The 16,423-nt window shown below is 61.3% G+C and carries 16 protein-coding genes and 1 pseudogene; 10 read left to right on the forward strand and 7 right to left on the reverse strand.

All coding sequences use genetic code 11. From position 1 onward, the window contains the following. Positions 1-708 (reverse strand): annotated as a pseudogene (locus DOD19_RS01735) (transposase); the annotation flags it as partial. Positions 709-883: 175 nt separating this feature from the next. On the opposite strand from DOD19_RS01735, the gene DOD19_RS01740 reads away from it, so the two are divergent. Both DOD19_RS01740 and DOD19_RS01745 read left to right on the forward strand, forming a co-directional pair. Then, entirely contained in the window at positions 884-1,366 is a 483-nt protein-coding gene (locus DOD19_RS01740; RefSeq protein ID WP_239497947.1) for a hypothetical protein, read from the forward strand. Beyond that, positions 1,359-2,576, forward strand: coding sequence for a hypothetical protein (locus tag DOD19_RS01745; protein ID WP_012435747.1), 1,218 nt, complete (start codon positions 1,359-1,361; stop codon positions 2,574-2,576). The genes DOD19_RS01740 and DOD19_RS01745 overlap by 8 nt, the downstream gene beginning before the upstream one ends. Here DOD19_RS01745 and DOD19_RS01750 read toward each other — a convergent pair. Continuing rightward, on the reverse strand, positions 2,573-3,784 hold the full coding sequence (locus DOD19_RS01750; RefSeq protein ID WP_012435748.1) for a Druantia anti-phage system protein DruA: 1,212 nt from the start codon (positions 3,782-3,784) through the stop codon (positions 2,573-2,575). The two genes, DOD19_RS01745 and DOD19_RS01750, sit on opposite strands and share 4 nt — an antisense overlap. Before the next feature lie 257 nt (positions 3,785-4,041). Here DOD19_RS01750 and DOD19_RS01755 point away from each other — a divergent pair, with 257 nt between their 5' ends. The 3 genes from DOD19_RS01755 to DOD19_RS01765 all read left to right on the forward strand — a co-directional run bounded on the left by DOD19_RS01755 (position 4,042) and on the right by DOD19_RS01765 (position 6,337). Beyond that, the gene (locus DOD19_RS01755) at positions 4,042-4,413 is read left to right on the forward strand and encodes a transposase (RefSeq protein WP_004633552.1); all 372 of its coding nucleotides are present in this window, start codon (positions 4,042-4,044) and stop codon (positions 4,411-4,413) included. Between the two features lie 5 nt (positions 4,414-4,418). Then, positions 4,419-4,745: an IS66 family insertion sequence element accessory protein TnpB gene (tnpB, locus tag DOD19_RS01760; RefSeq protein WP_131807846.1), complete on the forward strand. Its 327-nt coding sequence runs from the start codon at positions 4,419-4,421 to the stop codon at positions 4,743-4,745. A gap of 62 nt (positions 4,746-4,807) precedes the next feature. Beyond that, a complete protein-coding gene (locus DOD19_RS01765; RefSeq protein WP_009238807.1) occupies positions 4,808-6,337 on the forward strand; it encodes an IS66 family transposase in 1,530 nt (509 codons plus the stop codon). Between the two features lie 29 nt (positions 6,338-6,366). Here DOD19_RS01765 and DOD19_RS01770 read toward each other — a convergent pair whose 3' ends face one another. The 3 genes from DOD19_RS01770 to DOD19_RS01780 form a co-directional block, all read right to left on the reverse strand. After that, the gene (locus tag DOD19_RS01770) at positions 6,367-7,143 is read right to left on the reverse strand and encodes a metallophosphoesterase (RefSeq protein ID WP_012435749.1); all 777 of its coding nucleotides are present in this window, start codon (positions 7,141-7,143) and stop codon (positions 6,367-6,369) included. After that, entirely contained in the window at positions 7,121-7,348 is a 228-nt protein-coding gene (locus tag DOD19_RS01775) for a hypothetical protein (RefSeq protein ID WP_012435750.1), read from the reverse strand. Before DOD19_RS01775 ends, DOD19_RS01770 begins: the two co-directional genes overlap by 23 nt. A gap of 115 nt (positions 7,349-7,463) precedes the next feature. Then, complete coding sequence (locus DOD19_RS01780; protein ID WP_012435751.1) at positions 7,464-8,684, reverse strand: AAA family ATPase; 1,221 nt, start codon at positions 8,682-8,684, stop codon at positions 7,464-7,466. A 770-nt stretch (positions 8,685-9,454) separates the two neighbouring features. Here DOD19_RS01780 and DOD19_RS01785 point away from each other — a divergent pair. From DOD19_RS01785 to ubiA, 4 genes are all read left to right on the forward strand, one after another. Then, on the forward strand, positions 9,455-9,697 hold the full coding sequence (locus DOD19_RS01785) for a hypothetical protein (protein WP_045202615.1): 243 nt from the start codon (positions 9,455-9,457) through the stop codon (positions 9,695-9,697). 174 nt (positions 9,698-9,871) lie between these two features. After that, the gene (locus DOD19_RS01790; protein ID WP_024974785.1) at positions 9,872-10,372 is read left to right on the forward strand and encodes a Dps family protein; all 501 of its coding nucleotides are present in this window, start codon (positions 9,872-9,874) and stop codon (positions 10,370-10,372) included. A 127-nt stretch (positions 10,373-10,499) separates the two neighbouring features. Further along, positions 10,500-12,677, forward strand: coding sequence for a catalase/peroxidase HPI (gene katG, locus DOD19_RS01795; RefSeq protein ID WP_112183710.1), 2,178 nt, complete (start codon positions 10,500-10,502; stop codon positions 12,675-12,677). A gap of 67 nt (positions 12,678-12,744) precedes the next feature. Continuing rightward, positions 12,745-13,620 (forward strand): 4-hydroxybenzoate octaprenyltransferase, encoded by an 876-nt coding sequence (ubiA, locus tag DOD19_RS01800; protein WP_112183712.1) that lies wholly within the window; start codon positions 12,745-12,747, stop codon positions 13,618-13,620. A gap of 65 nt (positions 13,621-13,685) precedes the next feature. On the opposite strand, the gene proC is transcribed toward ubiA, so the two are convergent. Beyond that, entirely contained in the window at positions 13,686-14,510 is an 825-nt protein-coding gene (proC, locus tag DOD19_RS01805; RefSeq protein ID WP_112183714.1) for a pyrroline-5-carboxylate reductase, read from the reverse strand. 30 nt (positions 14,511-14,540) lie between these two features. Then, entirely contained in the window at positions 14,541-15,257 is a 717-nt protein-coding gene (locus DOD19_RS01810; protein ID WP_112183716.1) for a YggS family pyridoxal phosphate-dependent enzyme, read from the reverse strand. A gap of 122 nt (positions 15,258-15,379) precedes the next feature. Here DOD19_RS01810 and DOD19_RS01815 point away from each other — a divergent pair, with 122 nt between their 5' ends. After that, positions 15,380-16,423 carry a type IV pilus twitching motility protein PilT gene (locus DOD19_RS01815; protein WP_024974790.1) on the forward strand — a complete coding sequence of 348 codons (1,044 nt, stop codon included), beginning with the start codon at positions 15,380-15,382 and terminating at the stop codon, positions 16,421-16,423.

Here is a 16,423-nt window from a genome sequence, read left to right on the forward strand (position 1 = left end):
TGGCCACCTCCAGCAGCCGCTGGCGCTCCTCGGGCGTCAGGGCATGGCCTGGGGTCCCACGCAGGGCCGTAGGCCTGCCGTCGCCGGTTTGCAGCCCATCCTGGGCCTTCCAGCGCTGAAGCGTCCGCACGCTGATGCCGGCGAACTCGCAGGCTGCGGCGAGCCGGGCGCCCTCGTGGTGCGCCTGCTCGATGTGTTGGGCCATGTTGCGGCGATCTTCCAGGCCGATCATTCGGCCTCGCCCTTTTCCCTGGGGAAGATCGCCTCGAGTTTTTTTGACAGCACCAGCAAGGCGGCCGCCTCGGCCAAGGCCTTTTCCTTGCGCTGCAGCTCGCGCTCGAGCTCCTTGATGCGGCGGCGGTCCTGCTTGGTCTGCTGCGCACTGGCGGGCTGCTCGTGCGGCTGCGCCAGGGCCTGGGTGGCGCTGCCTCGCCACTGCGCAAGCTGCTGCGCGTACACCCCGTTCTTGCGGCACCAGGCGCTGCGCGCCGTCTCGTCCATGGCTGCCGTCGTGATGACCGCCTCCAGCCGGGCCGCAGCCGTCCAGATGCGCTCGCGCGCCGGCTTGGCCAATGCCTCGGAGCGCCAGCGCTCCAGCGTGTCGGCGTTCACGCCGATCTCCCCTGCCACGGCTTCCACCGCGGCGCTTTCGGGCGGCAGCAGCCTGGCCACCGCGCGATCCTTGAATGCTTGTCCGTATCGAGCCAATTCGTCCTCTTCAACGCCCCCGTGCTTCAAAAATCGGTGGGAAGGCGAGGCTGTGGATTTGTGGACGATGCGCTTCGCGCACCGGCCAGCTTGCCGTGGACAACGCTGGTGCGTTGCCCACCGCGCAGGCCTTCGCCCACAAGCTCCACAGCCACCTACCACCAAGGTAAGAGTCTTGAAGTCAGAGACTCAAGAATCTATCGGGGCGACAACTATTCTGACGCGGGGGGCGGCCGTCCGTGACGTGATGGTTAAGGGGCGACTGAACTCTGCGAAGGAGCCGTATCGACTTTACCGTCTGGAGATGACCAAGGATGAACCGAGATCGACGATTGCCTTGTTACGTGATCTTGACCCAGAGCTAGGATCTCTCGCGCGCGAGCTTCTCCGGCGAGCGATCTTTATTGAGCTACAAGACAGTCGCGCCAAGGAGGGGCTTTCAAAGCAAACTATGCGTTGGGAGTTGCGGCGAATATTCAATCCAGCATTCGGACTTTCGCTCAAGCGTGATAGTTATCTAGGGGTGCGCGACATTGAGGAGCTGCAAACATTCCTGACGGCTCCGGAGCGTTTTGCGGATCGAGCAAGGATGTCGTATGCCACCAAGAGCGGCGCGGATCGGTTCAGTGGGGAATTGTTCGAGGATACAGATGACTGACAAGCAGGCTTTCGTCAAACGAATTTGCTTTGACGATGTACAGGTGTCTCTTCCCGAAGTTGAACCGTGGGATGGAGATGAGGTTTCTCCCGATCTGCTAATTAGTGCCCTTGGTTTTGAGGATCGAGCTTCCGCTATCCCCCAATTGTTCGCTGAGCGCTTACCTCAGGGTGGGGCGGCTATTGCCTTGCTAGGTTGCTACGACATCAATACTCAGGACAACGAGGGTAATGGGGATGCCATCCGCGGGGCTCTGTCGCGTTTTTGTTCCGAAATTCGCACCTTCAGCGCCGAAAGTCCGCATGAGGTGCAATGCGCCGTGCAAGCTGCGCTGCAGGAGCTTCGGCAAAGCCGACAGAAAGTTCGCGTCGCTTTCGATATTAGCGGCGCATCAAGTACGTTGATCCTGTCCGTTCTTGCAACGCTCATTCCACAGGCACCCCGACTCGTACTCGACATCGTCTACGCAGAGCCAGAGGAATATGCTCCTCCGCGCTTCGAATATGAATCGAGGCTCGAGGAGTTGGTCCAAGAAGCCTTGTCGGATGGTGACGACAGCTCGTTTGCCGAGCAAGGTGTCTCCGATGTGGACGTCAACGAGCTGTATCCTGGTTTGAACGCAGAGAATCGCCCTGATCGAGTTATCGCGCTGCCCTCGTTACGCACATCTCGGTTGGTGCGCTGCCTTGCTCACATCAGCGATCAGCCACTTGTGTCGCCAGTGTCATCCATCTTCTGGATCCTTGGTGAGCCACCCGCGTCTTCCATGAGGTGGCGATTGGATCTGCAGCGTCGAATCGTAAATCGTCAGCTGGCAGTAATGGTAGGTAAGGAGCCTTCTGATACGACCGCTCCGTCACTATGTGAGCGCAACCACCATACTTGCAGTACGCGAGACTATCGCCAGACATTGGGCACTCTGGTCAGCCAGATTGATCAAAGCGCGGGATCGAACGTCTGGCTCATTCACATGGGATCGAAACTGCAGGCGGTTGGCGTCGCACTTGCGCTGCAGGTGCGTAACGAGGTCACAGTTCTGCGGGCGCGCCCAAAGCAGTTCAACGCTGGCAAGTACTCCAGTGGCGTTGGGACGCTGTGGCGATTGCACTTCGAAGACTTGGCAGGGGTTCTTGGCCGACTTCAACAGATCGGCGAGCTGGAATTGGAAACGAAAATTGAGACGTCACGTGAAAGACGTCCAAGTTGTTAGCGCTGTTTTTTTTGCGCTGTGAGAAGGTCCCATTCTTGGACCTTCTCGCGCACTAGATTTTGTGCATCGACTTCGCGCCAATCTGGGTAGCGGTGGGATCGAGGTACTGCCCATCGTTGCTTCCAGTAATCCGAGTACTCATCCACAGATAGTCTTTGGGGGGCTCCGAAAGAACCGCCTGCCATGCCAGAGTGGAGGTCGCTGACTAGGTTGAATAGATAGACTTCACGTTGCACGCCATGTGCAAGTAGGTCCAGCGGTAACCCAAGCAACATCAGCGCTTTGGTAACGTTTTGCCAGCGAACCTTGGGGCCGTTTCCATATCCGTTGGGTGTCAGCTGTCCATGGGCTACCAGCAAATCGCACATGCGATCGTAGAGATGCTCCAAATGGAGCATCCCGAATCCCTTCGTGTAACCAATCGGCTCCGCCAGCAGACGGCTATCGTATCGCAGGCGGTTGTACTGCGCGCTCTTGCCAAACGCGCTGGTCGTTGTAATCGCTACGAGCGGCTGCTGGATTTGTTGGCGTTGCATTGTCGTGCGCTTCGCCGCGTATCTTAGCCAGTACGCCTCCCGGATTGCGTCCGCTGCGAGTAGTCCCGCGCAAAGCTTGCCTCCTAGCAGGAAGCTATAAGGCGGGATCGCGCCGATGGTGTAGGCGTCCATCGTTTGGTTGACCAGCTCGAGTTTCCGACCAGCGGGAAACTCGAATAGTGTGTCTCGGCAGGCAAGGTCTGCCGGAGGGGATTGCAGTCCCAGGATACCAATCAGGCCGCCATGGGTTTCGTCCACTACAAGGAAGCGTAACCTGCGGCCGTATCCTTTCGAGTACGGCATGGACCAGCACGCACGAGCCAACGTCCACAGCTGCTCTTCCTCTGTCGTTTGCACCAGTCGGAGCGCGGGCTTTATTGCATGAACATCGATGTTCTGGCCGTTTTTGAACCAGTGACGGTGGCGCTCGAACAATGCCGCAAGCTTGCCACTGTATCCAATTCGCTCCCCAAGCCCGCGGGCAGCAACATGCAATCCTCGGACAAAGTCCTTGTTGCCGAACGTCAGAGCGTTGGTGCAGGCGGCGTGGGCTGAAACAATATCTGCGGCAAGCTGTTGTTTCCTAGATTCAAGCCATATGACTGCGCCTGAAGGGGCATGGAATGCCCCTTCAATGAGATTGGACGGAGTTCGGCGCACGTTACTGGTCATGGGGCGCTATTTGGCCAGAGGTGCGCGCGGAAGTCAAGCATGGGAAAAGCAACGCTAGTGCCGTGTCTCAGCATGCGACTTTCACGCGTGTAGCCTCATCGCCCGAGGTAATGTGCGGCGCCGCAAGAGTGCCTACCAATCGGTGTGATTCCCCAACGATGGGTTACGGGGCTATATCTGTAAGCACCCGGTGAACCCGTCTTGAAGGGGACCCGCGTAGCAAGGAGCATCGTGTCCATCTAGTTCTAGGTGGACACGTGGACACTATCGAAGAGAGCGCGCCAATACGGCGCCGACGTCGGCATAGCGCCGAGTTCAAGGCCAAGGCAGTGCAGGAGTGCATGCAGCCGGGTGTTTCGATCGCGGCGATAGCCCTGCACCATCGCCTCAATGCGAATCTGCTGCGGCGCTGGGTCGCCGAGCAGGAAGCAAAGAATGGCGCGCCTGAGGACCGCGAGTTGATGAGGGTGCCGCAAGGCGAGTTCATCCCGTTGCGGATCGGCGAGCCGACCACTGCCGTGCCGGACATCCAGATCGAAGTCCGCCGTGGCGCGACGACGATCAGTCTTCGCTGGCCGGGATCGGCCGCAGCGCAGTGCGCCCAGTGGCTGCAAGGGTGGTTGCGTTGATTCGGGTGGACGCGATCTGGTTGGCCGTGGAGCCGCTGGACATGCGCGCCGGTACCGAAACGATCCTCGCGCGGGTCGTCAAGGTGTTCGGCGCGGCACGCCCCCACCACGCCTACCTGTTTGCCAATAAGAGTTCGACGCGCATGAAGGTGCTGGTCTACGACGGCTTCGGCATCTGGCTGGCCGCGCGGCGCCTCAACAAGGGGCGCTTCATCTGGACGAACGGCGACCAGGCGATCGCCACGGCGCTCAATCCCGAGCAATTGCGTGCGCTGGTGACGGGGCTGCCTTGGCAGACGCTCACCCACGACCACGCGATCACGGTCGTGTAATACCCCCAAAGCCGTAAACTGGCTTCCTTCCAGAGGACTTGGGGTTCTGGCAGACTCGCCGCATGAACCTACCCACCAACCTCGATGCCCTGAGCCCGGACGAACTGCGCACACTGGCTGCGCAGTTGATGGCCCAGGTCGGCGAGAAGGACCGGGAGTTGCGGTACCGGCAAGCCAAGATCGACCAGCTCACACACGAGCTGGCCATCCACAAGCGCTGGAAGTTCGGCAAGCGCAGCGAGCAACTGACATCTGAACAGGCGAGTCTGCTGGACGAAGCCATTGACGCAGACCTCGAGGCGATTGAGACCGAACTGGAAGCGCTCCTGCCGTCGTCCAAATCTGAAGCCAAGAGCAAGCCCAAGCGCCAGGCATTGCCGCCGCAGTTGCCGCGCACCGACATCCACCACGAGCCGGACGCAGAGACCTGCACCTGTGGGTGTGCGCTCAAGCGCATTGGCGAAGACATCAGCGAGAAGCTGGACTACACGCCGGGCACGTTCACCGTGGAGCGTCACATCCGCGGCAAATGGGTGTGCGATCAGTGTGAGACGCTGGTGCAGACGCCGGTGCCACCCCACGTCATCGACAAAGGCATCCCGACGGCCGGACTGCTGGCACATACGCTGGTGTCCAAGTTCGGCGACCACCTTCCCCTGTATCGGCAGGAGCGCATCTATGCGCGCGCCGGTCTGGCCATCCCGCAATCGACACTGGGCGCGTGGGTGGGCATCTGTGGCGTGCGTCTGCAACCGCTGGTGGACGCCCTGCAAGAAGAGGTTCTGAGCCACGGTGTTCTGCACGCCGACGAAACGCCAGTGCAGATGCTCGCGCCCGGCAATGGCAAGACGCACCGCGCCTACCTGTGGGCCTATGCGCCGAGCGAGTTCGAGAAGATGCGCGCGGTGATTTACCAGTTTGCGCCCAGCCGCAGCGGCGAGCACGCTCGCGCGTTCCTGGGGCAGTGGCAAGGCAAGCTGGTATGTGATGACTTCGCCGGCTACAAGGCCAGCTTCGACGGTGGCGTCACTGAGATCGGTTGCATGGCCCATTCGCGGCGCAAGTTCTTTGAACTGCACGACAAGCACAAGAGCGAATTGGCGGGCCAGGCACTGCGCTACATGGTGAGCTTGTACGAGATCGAGGCGCAAGTGCGGGATGCTGAGCCAGACCAGCGCCTGGCAGCGCGGCAACAAAGGGCTGGCCCGATTCTAGAGCGGCTGCACGCCTGGCTCGAGGAACAGCGACGCCGCGTCCCAGACGGCTCGGCGATCGCGCGGGCCATTGACTACAGCCTCAAGCGGTGGCCGGCTCTCGTGCGTTACCTCGACGACCCGACGGTGCCCATCGACAACAACCACGTCGAGCGACAGATCCGGCCGGTTGCCCTGGGTCGCTCCAATTGGTTGTTTGCAGGCTCACTGCGCGCCGGTCAACGCGCGGCTGCCGTCATGAGCCTGATCCAATCGGCCAAGCTCAACGGGCACGATCCCTACGCCTATCTGAAAGACGTCCTCACGCGACTGCCGACCCACAAGGCGGCCGACATCGCCGAACTGCTCCCGCATCGCTGGACGCCCAGCGCCACCTAGCTGGCAAGACGGGTTCACCGGGTGCTTACCTATATCTCAAGCACTAATCCAGTACTGAAGGCCTGATTTTCCGCTGGGTGTCCTTTCGGTGCATATCCCCGTGGATTGCATATAACGCGACATGCGCCGACGCTGTAGTCGAAGCTGTCGTGCATATGGCCATGAATCCATAGATCGGCCAGTTGGACCACATCATCCATGCGGCTGGCATATGCAGACGTCAGCGGATCATCTTGATAGCGCGACGAGACACTCTTGGCCGAAGGGGCGTGATGGGTAACGACCACCCGCCTGTGCTGTGAAGGGGACATTAGTTCCGTGCGGAGCCAGTCGCGCGCGACGTGGTGCATCCGTGTCGTATCCCGCGGTTGCAACTTTCTGAACACCCCGTGCGATTCAAAACGAATGGCCCCGGTGAAGTCGGACATGCCTCGACCAGCGTAGCCTTCGGCGGTACGCACGTTTTCTTCTGTACCCCCGTACAAAGCGAAGTCTGTCCAGAGCGTGGCACCTAGGAACTCTACGTCCCCGATCACGAATCTATCCATGTCGAGGAGATGAACGTTCGACGTTGCCGCGCATGCCGCCCGCAGATCTCGCAGCACTCTGCTGTGCTCGCCTTTGTAGAACTCGTGGTTGCCAGGCACATAGATGACCGGCAGGCCACGACTCTGGGCTTCAATCCAAGGCATTCCTCGCTTGCCTATATGAATGTCACCAGCAAGCACGATGACATCAGCGCCCGTCGTGTCGATGTCGAGGGTAGTGAATTCGAGGTGCAGGTCACTTAGAACCAGGAGATTCATGCTTACTCGTGACGTCCTGGCTCACATCAGGAGGGATGTCGCTTGGGGCCGCTTCAGATTTTGCCTGCGGCTCTGGTTGGCGTCGGATGTAAGCCGGTACGATGCCTTGCTTTTCGAGGCGGCGTACTGCCGCGGCAACTGCCGCGTCCGCGCGCGTCAAAAATGTATCGCTGGTCATGAATCGGCCGAATTTGTCTGCCGGCATGGCTTGCTCCATTTGTCCTGCCCCCCAGATTACTCCGTCCACGCCTTCGCGGCAGCGCGTCTCTCCACAGGGCGATTGCAATAGCGTAGGTCGCGGGCATGGTGATTCATTGCCCCTAGGCCCGCTCACCAGATTGTCGGTCTGCCACGAAGCCGATCGCCTGCCGCCCGGCGCGCCGCGGCATCTTGGGCGCGGCGACGTGCTTTCCTGATGCCATCGCAGTCGCAAAAGCATCCTGGACCAAACGATGTGTTGCGCGCAGATCTAGGTCGCTCCGTCCTGCCAAGGCTTCTGCCGCGCTGGCGTCCAACTCAATGCGCTTGCCGGTGGCACGCTGCAGCCGCTGCACCTCCGCCAAAACAAGCAGCAACCGCTGCTCGGGCTCAGGTGCCGGGATGTCAAACACCTCTACGCGGCTCAATAGCGGGGAAGGCACAGCGTTGAGATCATTGGCCGTCAGGACGTAGATGATCCGACTGGCGTCAAACGCCATATGCAAGAACATGTCTTGGAATGTGCTTGCTGTCTCGGACTCAAGTAGATCCAGCAGTACAGGAGTTACCGGGTAGCGGACATCGCTACCAATCTTGTCCACTTCGTCCAAGATGAGCACAGGCGTCGCCGAGCTGCCACGGGCGAGCATCTCAATAACCATCCCAGGTCGAGCGCTGTGCCAGGCGCTATCGCCGCCCGTCAGTTGGAAGCTTGCCTGGGCACTTCCAGCGGACCACTTCCGCATTGGCACATTCAGAAGCTCTGCCAACTTCAGCGCAAAGTGCGTTTTTCCAATGCCTGGTGGTCCTGTCAGCAGGATCGGCCGAATCCGGAAATCCTTTGTCCGCATCGCACTGTTCAACGTGAGATCAATCCTGAGCTTCTCAATCGGCTCACTCAGGTTGCCGAACACGCTCCGCGCCGTTTCGAGCTTCTTCAGGGCAGATCGAACACGAGGTAGTGCGCGGTAGCCCTCATTGCTCCCGGCTCGCTCCAACAATGTCTCGGCGCACCGCCGCTGGCTGCGGTCTGCACCTTGCATGTGCTCGTTGGCGAGCGCCAGCGCTTCAGGCCCAAAAACCTGAATATGCCGGGGCCGAGCACGGCGAGGAGCGGGAACCACTTCTGCCGGCGTCGCCACAGCCGGTCCAGCAGATGAGGATTCATGCTCATCTTCTTTTATCACCGCAAGGTCCAGTTTGGCTTGTCGGGCAGCCTCAAGGACGGTGTGCGTGTTCGAGGGGATGAGCAGATGCCATGCCGCCGCACTACGCTGCTCGGACAGATCCCCTAAAGGAACAAATCCAGGTGGGTGCTCCGAAGGTTGCCGGGGAGCAGACATGATGATTCTCCATACGCGAATCAATGGCTTGCAGCCGCAGCCATCGAACCCGGCAACGCCGGGAGCCGAAGAAGCCCGAGGTCAGTCAGCTATTCGCGAGTGAGTTCGCTCTGACGGAGCGAACGCGCGGCTGCCGACATCGACCGCTGGGGTCGATTGGTGACGGCAGGTGTCTTTGGCAGCCATGGAGGTATGAAAGGTGTGATGCGGCTCGTGTAACCACGTTCTTGAACCATACAACACCAGGTAGGCTGAGGCTATCCGGCGAAGTACTGGACTTGGTTCGCAGCCGCGAACGTTGTGGTCGGACGACGTGATGGGCGGATGCGCTGCGCATCAAATGGTGCGGCGCATCATTTCGTAGAGCCGAAAAAGTGAGGGGAATGGCTCTGTAGTGCGGCTTCTCGCTGGGTAGCACCCAATCCAAACTTCGATATTTTCTAATCTACTTCGCTATTTTCTAATTATCTTCGCTACGCGGACAGCCGTCATTCATGGCGGTCATAGCGCACGCCTAATTGATAGATAAAAACAATCAAATATACGATTCGATAGCAAAAATGTAGACTGTCTTCCATCGTGAGCGCATCGCTTACTACTCAATCACCGTGGAGCCCGTCATGTCCTTGCCGCTTGCCTCGAACACCGTCGCGACCGTGCTGGAATGGCTCGCTGCCTATGGTGAATCGCACTGACCTGATGGATGCATGAAGCTGCCCGCGCTTGTCGTGCGGGCGTCAAGAACGCGCGGGGTCGCAAGGAGAAAAAGCATGGCAATGGTGCGGATGTTTGTTTCGGAATGGCAGGGGTTTGCGGGCACCGTGCGCGCGTCGCAGGCAGAGGTGCCGACGCTGTCCGGCATGCCCGGCAGCGCGGCCGGTGGGCTCGGCACCCGCGCTGCGGAATCCGCCCGCCTGCAACGCAAGTGGGTGCGCAAGCAGATCGGTCTAACGATCGTGGCTGCCGGCGCTATGATCGTGCTCCTGCACGGCATGGTGCAGCTCATGGTCTGATGACCGGCCTGATGCTCGGTTGCCATCCGCTCTGCGTTTCGTCATCGGACGCTGCGACGATCGGAACTTGCTGCGCGAGCGGCAACCGAAAGAAGGCTTGAAGCACGCGTGGCCCGACGCTGAATCAAGAGAAGGGCATCGCGTTTTTGCACACCACTTCATAGGGGAATCCAGATGGCAAAGAAGAACAACGGCGCGACTGCCGCAGCCCAGATCAACATCGGCATCGCCGACAAGGATCGCAAGAAGATCGCCGAAGGCCTGTCGCGCCTGCTGGCCGATACCTACTCGCTGTATCTGAAGACGCATTACTTCCACTGGAACGTCACCGGCCCGATGTTCAACACGCTGCATCTGATGTTCGAGACGCAGTACAACGAACTGTGGAATGCCGTCGACCCCGTGGCTGAGCGCATTCGCGCGCTGGGTTATCCCGCTCCGGGCTCGTATTCGGAGTTCGCCAAGCTGTCGTCGATTCCGGAATCGAAGGGCATTCCCGAGGCGATGGACATGGTGCGCGAGCTGGTAGCCGGCCACGAAGCCGTGACGCGCACCGCCCGCAGCCTGTTCCCCGATGTCGACAAGGCCGCCGATGAACCGACCGCCGACCTGCTGACGCAACGCATGGACACGCACGAAAAGACCGCGTGGATGCTGCGCTCGCTCCTGGCTTAACGCTGGCTTGACGGCCGTTCGCCACGTTTGCGACAGGCGTTTCGACAGCAGCGAATTGCGCCCCTCCCGCGAGCCCGTTGTGTTGCGGGTGGGGCTGCATCAACCCCATGACCTAAACGAGAGAATCATGACGACTGAAGCCAAATGCCCGTTTCCCGGCCATGCTCCCGCTGCTTCGCACGCCTTCGGTGGCGGTACGGCCAACAAAGACTGGTGGCCCAATCAGCTGCGCGTTGATCTGCTGAACCAGCATTCCGAGAAGTCTGATCCGCTCGGGTCGAAGTTCGACTACCGCAAATCATTCAATGCGATCGACTACGACGCGCTCAAGGCCGATTTGCGCCGCCTGATGACGGATTCGCAAGACTGGTGGCCGGCAGACTTCGGTCACTATGGCCCGCAGTTCATCCGCATGGCGTGGCACGCCGCCGGCACGTACCGCACCGGAGACGGCCGTGGCGGTGCAGGGCGCGGCCAGCAACGATTCGCACCGCTCAACTCGTGGCCCGACAACGTCAACATCGACAAGTCGCGCCGCTTGCTGTGGCCGATCAAGCAGAAGTACGGCCAAGCCATCTCGTGGGCCGACCTGCTGATCCTGACCGGCAACGTGGCACTCGAAACCATGGGTTTCCGCACCTTCGGCTTTGCCGCGGGCCGTGAAGACACCTGGGAACCGGACAACGATGTGTACTGGGGCAGCGAGACCGCTTGGCTCGCGCCCACCAACAACCCCAACAGCCGCTACTCGGGCGACCGCAATCTTGCGAACCCCCTGGCCGCCGTGCAAATGGGCCTGATCTACGTGAACCCGGAAGGCCCGGACGGCAACGGCGATCCGCTGGCCGCCGCCCGTGATATCCGCGAAACGTTCGCCCGCATGGCGATGGATGACGAAGAAACCGTCGCGCTGATCGCCGGCGGCCACACCTTCGGCAAAACGCACGGCGCGGGCGCGGCAAGCCACGTTGGCGCCGATGTCGAAGCGGCTCCGCTGGAAGCCCAAGGCCTTGGCTGGGCCAGCACATATGGGACCGGCAAGGGCGCCGACGCCATCACCAGCGGGCTGGAAGTCACCTGGACGCAGACCCCTGCGCAATGGAGCAACTTCTTCTTCGAAAACCTGTTCAAGTACGAATGGGTGCAGGAGAAGAGCCCCGCCGGCGCGCTGCAGTGGGTGGCCAAGGACGCCGATGCGATCATTCCGGGCCCGACGCCCGATTCGCCCAAGCGCCGCCCGACGATGCTGACGACCGATCTGTCGCTGCGCTTCGATCCGGCGTACGAGAAAATCTCGCGCCGCTTCCTCGACAACCCGCAGGCGTTTGCCGAAGCCTTTGCCCGCGCCTGGTTCAAGCTCACGCACCGTGATCTCGGCCCGAAGTCGCGTTACCTCGGCCCCGAAGTGCCGCGTGAAGACCTGATCTGGCAAGACCCACTGCCGGCGGCCACGTACAAGCCGACCGAGGCCGACATCGCCGACCTCAGGGCGAAGATTGCTGCTTCGGGCCTGACGGCATCCGAACTTGTTGCGGTGGCATGGGCATCTGCTTCGACCTTCCGGGGTTCGGACAAGCGCGGCGGTGCCAACGGTGCGCGCATTCGTCTGGCCCCGCAGAACGACTGGGCAGTCAACCAGCCAGTTGTCGGCACGCTGGCCAAGTTGGAGGAGATTCAGCGCGCCTCCGGCAAGGCTTCGCTGGCCGATGTGATCGTGCTGGCGGGCAGCGTCGGTATCGAACTGGCCGCCAAGGCAGCCGGCACGACGATCACCGTGCCGTTCACGCCGGGCCGCGTCGATGCCACGGCCGAGCAGACCGACGCCGCCTCGTTCGCGCCGCTCGAACCGGTGGCCGACGGCTTCCGCAACTACCAGAAAGCCGACTACGCGATGCCGGCCGAAGTGTTGCTGCTCGACAAGGCCCAGTTGCTGACGCTGACCGCACCTGAGCTGACCGTGCTGATCGGTGGCCTGCGCGCCATCAACATCAATGCGGATGGCAGCCAGCACGGCGTATTTACCGCCACGCCGGGCGCGCTGACCAACGATTTCTTCGTCAACCTGCTCGACATGGGCACCGAATGGAAGCCTGCCGGCGACATCTACGAGGGATTCGATCGCAAGACGGGCGAGCGCAAGTGGACGGGAACGCGCGTCGATCTGGTGTTCGGTTCGAATTCGATCCTGCGTGCGCTGGCAGAGGTGTTTGGCAGCGCCGACGGTAAGGAGCGCTTCATCAGCGAGTTCGTTGCCGCTTGGGTCAAGGTGATGAATCTCGACCGCTTCGATTTGGCCGCCGCCTAAGCTGCTTTCGGCGGGACTAAAATGGCGCCTTGCCTCGTGCAGGCGCCATTTTTCTTTGGTGATTTCCATGCAATCGTCCGCCGCCCAACCCAGCCGCCTCGTGCTCTATGCGCGCCTGATGCGCATGGACAAACCGATCGGCACGCTGCTGCTGCTGTGGCCGACGCTGTGGGCGCTATGGATGGCCGCTGATGGCCATCCGTCGATGTCGCTGGTGGTGATTTTCACGGTCGGCACATTCCTGATGCGCTCGGCTGGCTGCGCCGTCAACGACTGGGCGGATCGCGACTTTGACAAACACGTCAAACGCACCAAGGAACGGCCGCTCACCGCTGGCCTGATTGCCCCGTGGGAGGCGCTGGCGGTTGCCGCGGCGCTGTCGCTCGTCGCCTTCACGCTGATCCTGCCGCTCAATGCGCTGACCAAGTGGATGTCGGTGGCGGCCATCGTGATTGCCGGCACGTATCCTTTCTTCAAGCGGTTCTTCGCGATTCCGCAGGCGTACCTGGGTATTGCGTTCGGGTTTGGGATCCCGATGGCGTACGCAGCGGTGCAGGATCAGGTGCCGGTGCTGGCGTGGCTGATGCTTGCCGGCAATGTGTTCTGGGCGATTGCCTACGACACCGCATACGCGATGGTCGATCGCGATGATGATCTGCTCATCGGCATCAAAACATCGGCCATTACCTTCGGACGCTACGACGTGGCGGCGATCATGCTGTGCTACGTGGGGTTCTTCGGGATCATGGCTTGGGCTGGCCATGCGATGGCGCTAGGCGTGGCGTATTGGATCGGGTTTGCCGCTGCCGTGGCGTTGTCGCTTTGGTATTACCCGATGCTGCAGACGCGGGATCGGATGAAGTGCTTTTTTGTTTTCCGGCATAACAATTGGCTGGGGGCTTGTTTGTTTGCTGGGGTGGTGGGGGCGTATTTGCTGCGCTAGGGGGTTGGTGGTGCTTCACCTGTTTCAGCCCCGGCAGGGAACGAAACACAGATGGACCGACCGCCTCAATCCCGCCCAAACTCCTCCCCCATCTCCTTCCCACGAGCCGCCGCAGCATGCATTGCCCGCACAAAGGCAGCCTTAATATCGGCCCCTTCCATTGAAGCGAGCGCCGCATAGGTCGTCCCACCCTTGGACGTCACGCGCTCGCGCAGTACCTCAATCGGCTCAGAGGATTGGCCTGCCAGCGTGGCCGCGCCAATAAACGTCTCGACCGCCAACGTGCGCCCATCCTCTGCCGATAGCCCCAGTTCCTTCGCTGCCTGCTGCATCGCCTCGATGAAATAGAACACGTACGCCGGGCCGCTGCCCGAGATGGCGGTCACCGCATCAATCTGCGCCTCGGCGGGCACCCACACGCTCTTGCCGACAGCATTGGCGATGGCGCTGGCGGTGGCACGGTCGGCATCCGACAGGCCCGCATTGGCGGCCAAGCCGGTCATCCCCAGACCCGAGAGCGCTGGCGTATTCGGCATCGCCCGAACCACACGTGCGTGCCCATTCAGCCAACGGGACAGATCCTGGATCCGGATGCCCGCCGCCACCGACAGCACGAGGCTGTCACCCAGATGCGGTGCGAGTTGCGCACAGACCTCACGCATTTGCTGCGGCTTGACGGCCAGGACGATCACGTCGCGGTCGGCCAGTTCTGCGCCCGGGGAGGCGGCGGTGCGAGCGCCCCAGGTTTGTTCGGCGCGGCTGCGGGCAGGTTCGGTCGGGTCCACCACCACGATGTTGGCGCCGTGCGCGCCCTTGGCAATGAGGCCGCCGATGAGGGCCGCTGCCATGTTGCCGCCGCCGATGAAGCCGAGTTTCAGTGTGTCGAGCATGAGAATGGTGGTGTGAAAGAAAACAGGAATTCAGGCGTTTGCATACTGCCGCGCCCCGAAGATGGCGCTGCCGACGCGCACAATGGTGGCGCCTTCGGCAATCGCGTCTTCCAGGTCGGCGGACATGCCCATCGACAGCGTATCGAGCGGGATGCCGGCCTCGCGCAGCCGACCTGCCAGGGCACGCAGATCAGCAAACGGCTTGCGCTGCGCGGCAGGGTCATCGCTCGGCTCGGGCACGGCCATCAGGCCGCGCAACTGCAGGCGGGGCAGCGCCGAGACGGCTTGTGCCACGGCAAGCACTTCATCGAAATCGGGCAGCAGACCATGCTTGCTGGCCTGGCGGCTGATGTTGATCTCAAGACAGACCTGCAGCGGTGGCAAGGTGTCGGGGCGCTGGGCTGAGAGGCGCTCGGCAATTTTGAGGCGGTCGACGCTGTGTACCCAGTCGAACTGCTCGGCCACGGTGCGGGTCTTGTTGCTCTGCAGGGGGCCGATGAAATGCCAACGGATCGGGTCGGCGCCCGTGCGCAAGTCGGACAGCGCGTCGATCTTGGCAACGCCTTCCTGCACGTAGTTTTCGCCAAAGAGGCGTTGCCCTGCGGCGTGTGCGGCGCGTACGGCATCGGCGTCGAACGTCTTGGAAACGGCCAGCAATGTGACACCCGCAGCATCGCGCGAAGCCAGTGTGCAGGCCGTTGTGATCCGTTGACGCACGGCTTGCAAGTTGGCGGCGATTACAGACATAATCCGGCGACGTTTGTTACAAATAAACAAGGTTCCGGCACGTCAAATCAACGGCTCGGAGCGCGTCTGGAGGCGCCATTGCGACGCCCGGGCGACATAAAAAAGTCGGGGGTCATTATAAGATGGACATCGCGCAGCTTCTGGCGTTTTCCGCCAAGAACAAGGCGTCGGACTTGCATCTGTCGGCCGGACTGCCGCCGATGATCCGGATCCACGGCGACATGCGCCGGATCAACGTGCCGCCGCTCACGCACCAAGATGTGCACTCCATGGTGTACGACATCATGAGCGACGGGCAGCGCAAGGTCTACGAAGAGAACCTGGAAGTCGACTTCTCGTTTGAGATTCCAGGGCTCTCACGTTTCCGGGTCAACGCGTTCAACCAGAACCGCGGCGCTTCAGCCGTGTTCCGGACGATTCCGTCGAAGGTGCTCTCGCTGGATGACCTGAAGGCGCCTGCCGTGTTTGCGGACCTGGCGATGAAGCCGCGCGGCCTGGTGCTCGTCACGGGCCCGACCGGTTCGGGCAAGTCGACGACGCTTGCCGCGATGGTCAACCACCGCAACGAAAACGACATGGGCCACATCCTCACGGTGGAGGACCCGATCGAATTCGTGCACGAATCGAAGAAAAGCCTGATCAACCAGCGCGAGCTTGGTCCGCATACGCACTCATTCGCCAATGCGCTGAAGTCGGCACTGCGTGAAGACCCGGACGTGGTGCTGGTCGGCGAATTGCGTGACCTTGAGACCATTCGCCTGGCGCTCACCGCCGCAGAAACCGGCCACTTGGTGTTTGGCACGCTGCACACCAGCTCGGCCGCCAAAACCATCGACCGGGTCGTCGACGTGTTTCCGTCGGACGAGAAGGAGATGGTCCGGACCATGCTTTCCGAATCGCTGGAGGCGGTGATCTCGCAGACGCTGCTTAAGACGCGCGACGGTTCGGGCCGGATTGCGGCGCATGAAATCATGATTGCCACGCCGGCCATCCGTCACTTGATCCGCGAGAACAAGATCTCGCAGATGTACTCGATGATGCAGACGAGCAGCGGCATGGGCATGCAGACGCTCGACCAGTGCCTGTCGGAGCTGATCAAGCGCTCGGCGATCAACTACGCAGACGCGCGCGCCATCGCCAAGAACCCGGACGCGTTCGCGAGCTGA

The organism is Ralstonia sp. GX3-BWBA (genome assembly GCF_003290055.1).
GTDB lineage: Bacteria > Pseudomonadota > Gammaproteobacteria > Burkholderiales > Burkholderiaceae > Ralstonia > Ralstonia holmesii.

What these genes read in the sequence shown, in the direction of transcription:
- DOD19_RS01745 (WP_012435747.1), top strand. Translation starts at nt 1,359, where the DNA reads ATGACTGACAAGCAGGCTTTCGTCAAACGAATTTGCTTTGACGATGTA.
- DOD19_RS01750 (WP_012435748.1), bottom strand. Translation starts at nt 3,784, where the DNA reads ATGACCAGTAACGTGCGCCGAACTCCGTCCAATCTCATTGAAGGGGCA.
- DOD19_RS01765 (WP_009238807.1), top strand. Translation starts at nt 4,808, where the DNA reads ATGAACCTACCCACCAACCTCGATGCCCTGAGCCCGGACGAACTGCGC.
- DOD19_RS01770 (WP_012435749.1), bottom strand. Translation starts at nt 7,143, where the DNA reads ATGAATCTCCTGGTTCTAAGTGACCTGCACCTCGAATTCACTACCCTC.
- DOD19_RS01775 (WP_012435750.1), bottom strand. Translation starts at nt 7,348, where the DNA reads ATGCCGGCAGACAAATTCGGCCGATTCATGACCAGCGATACATTTTTG.
- DOD19_RS01780 (WP_012435751.1), bottom strand. Translation starts at nt 8,684, where the DNA reads ATGTCTGCTCCCCGGCAACCTTCGGAGCACCCACCTGGATTTGTTCCT.
- DOD19_RS01785 (WP_045202615.1), top strand. Translation starts at nt 9,455, where the DNA reads ATGGCAATGGTGCGGATGTTTGTTTCGGAATGGCAGGGGTTTGCGGGC.
- DOD19_RS01790 (WP_024974785.1), top strand. Translation starts at nt 9,872, where the DNA reads ATGGCAAAGAAGAACAACGGCGCGACTGCCGCAGCCCAGATCAACATC.
- katG (WP_112183710.1), top strand. Translation starts at nt 10,500, where the DNA reads ATGACGACTGAAGCCAAATGCCCGTTTCCCGGCCATGCTCCCGCTGCT.
- ubiA (WP_112183712.1), top strand. Translation starts at nt 12,745, where the DNA reads ATGCAATCGTCCGCCGCCCAACCCAGCCGCCTCGTGCTCTATGCGCGC.
- proC (WP_112183714.1), bottom strand. Translation starts at nt 14,510, where the DNA reads ATGCTCGACACACTGAAACTCGGCTTCATCGGCGGCGGCAACATGGCA.
- DOD19_RS01810 (WP_112183716.1), bottom strand. Translation starts at nt 15,257, where the DNA reads ATGTCTGTAATCGCCGCCAACTTGCAAGCCGTGCGTCAACGGATCACA.
- DOD19_RS01815 (WP_024974790.1), top strand. Translation starts at nt 15,380, where the DNA reads ATGGACATCGCGCAGCTTCTGGCGTTTTCCGCCAAGAACAAGGCGTCG.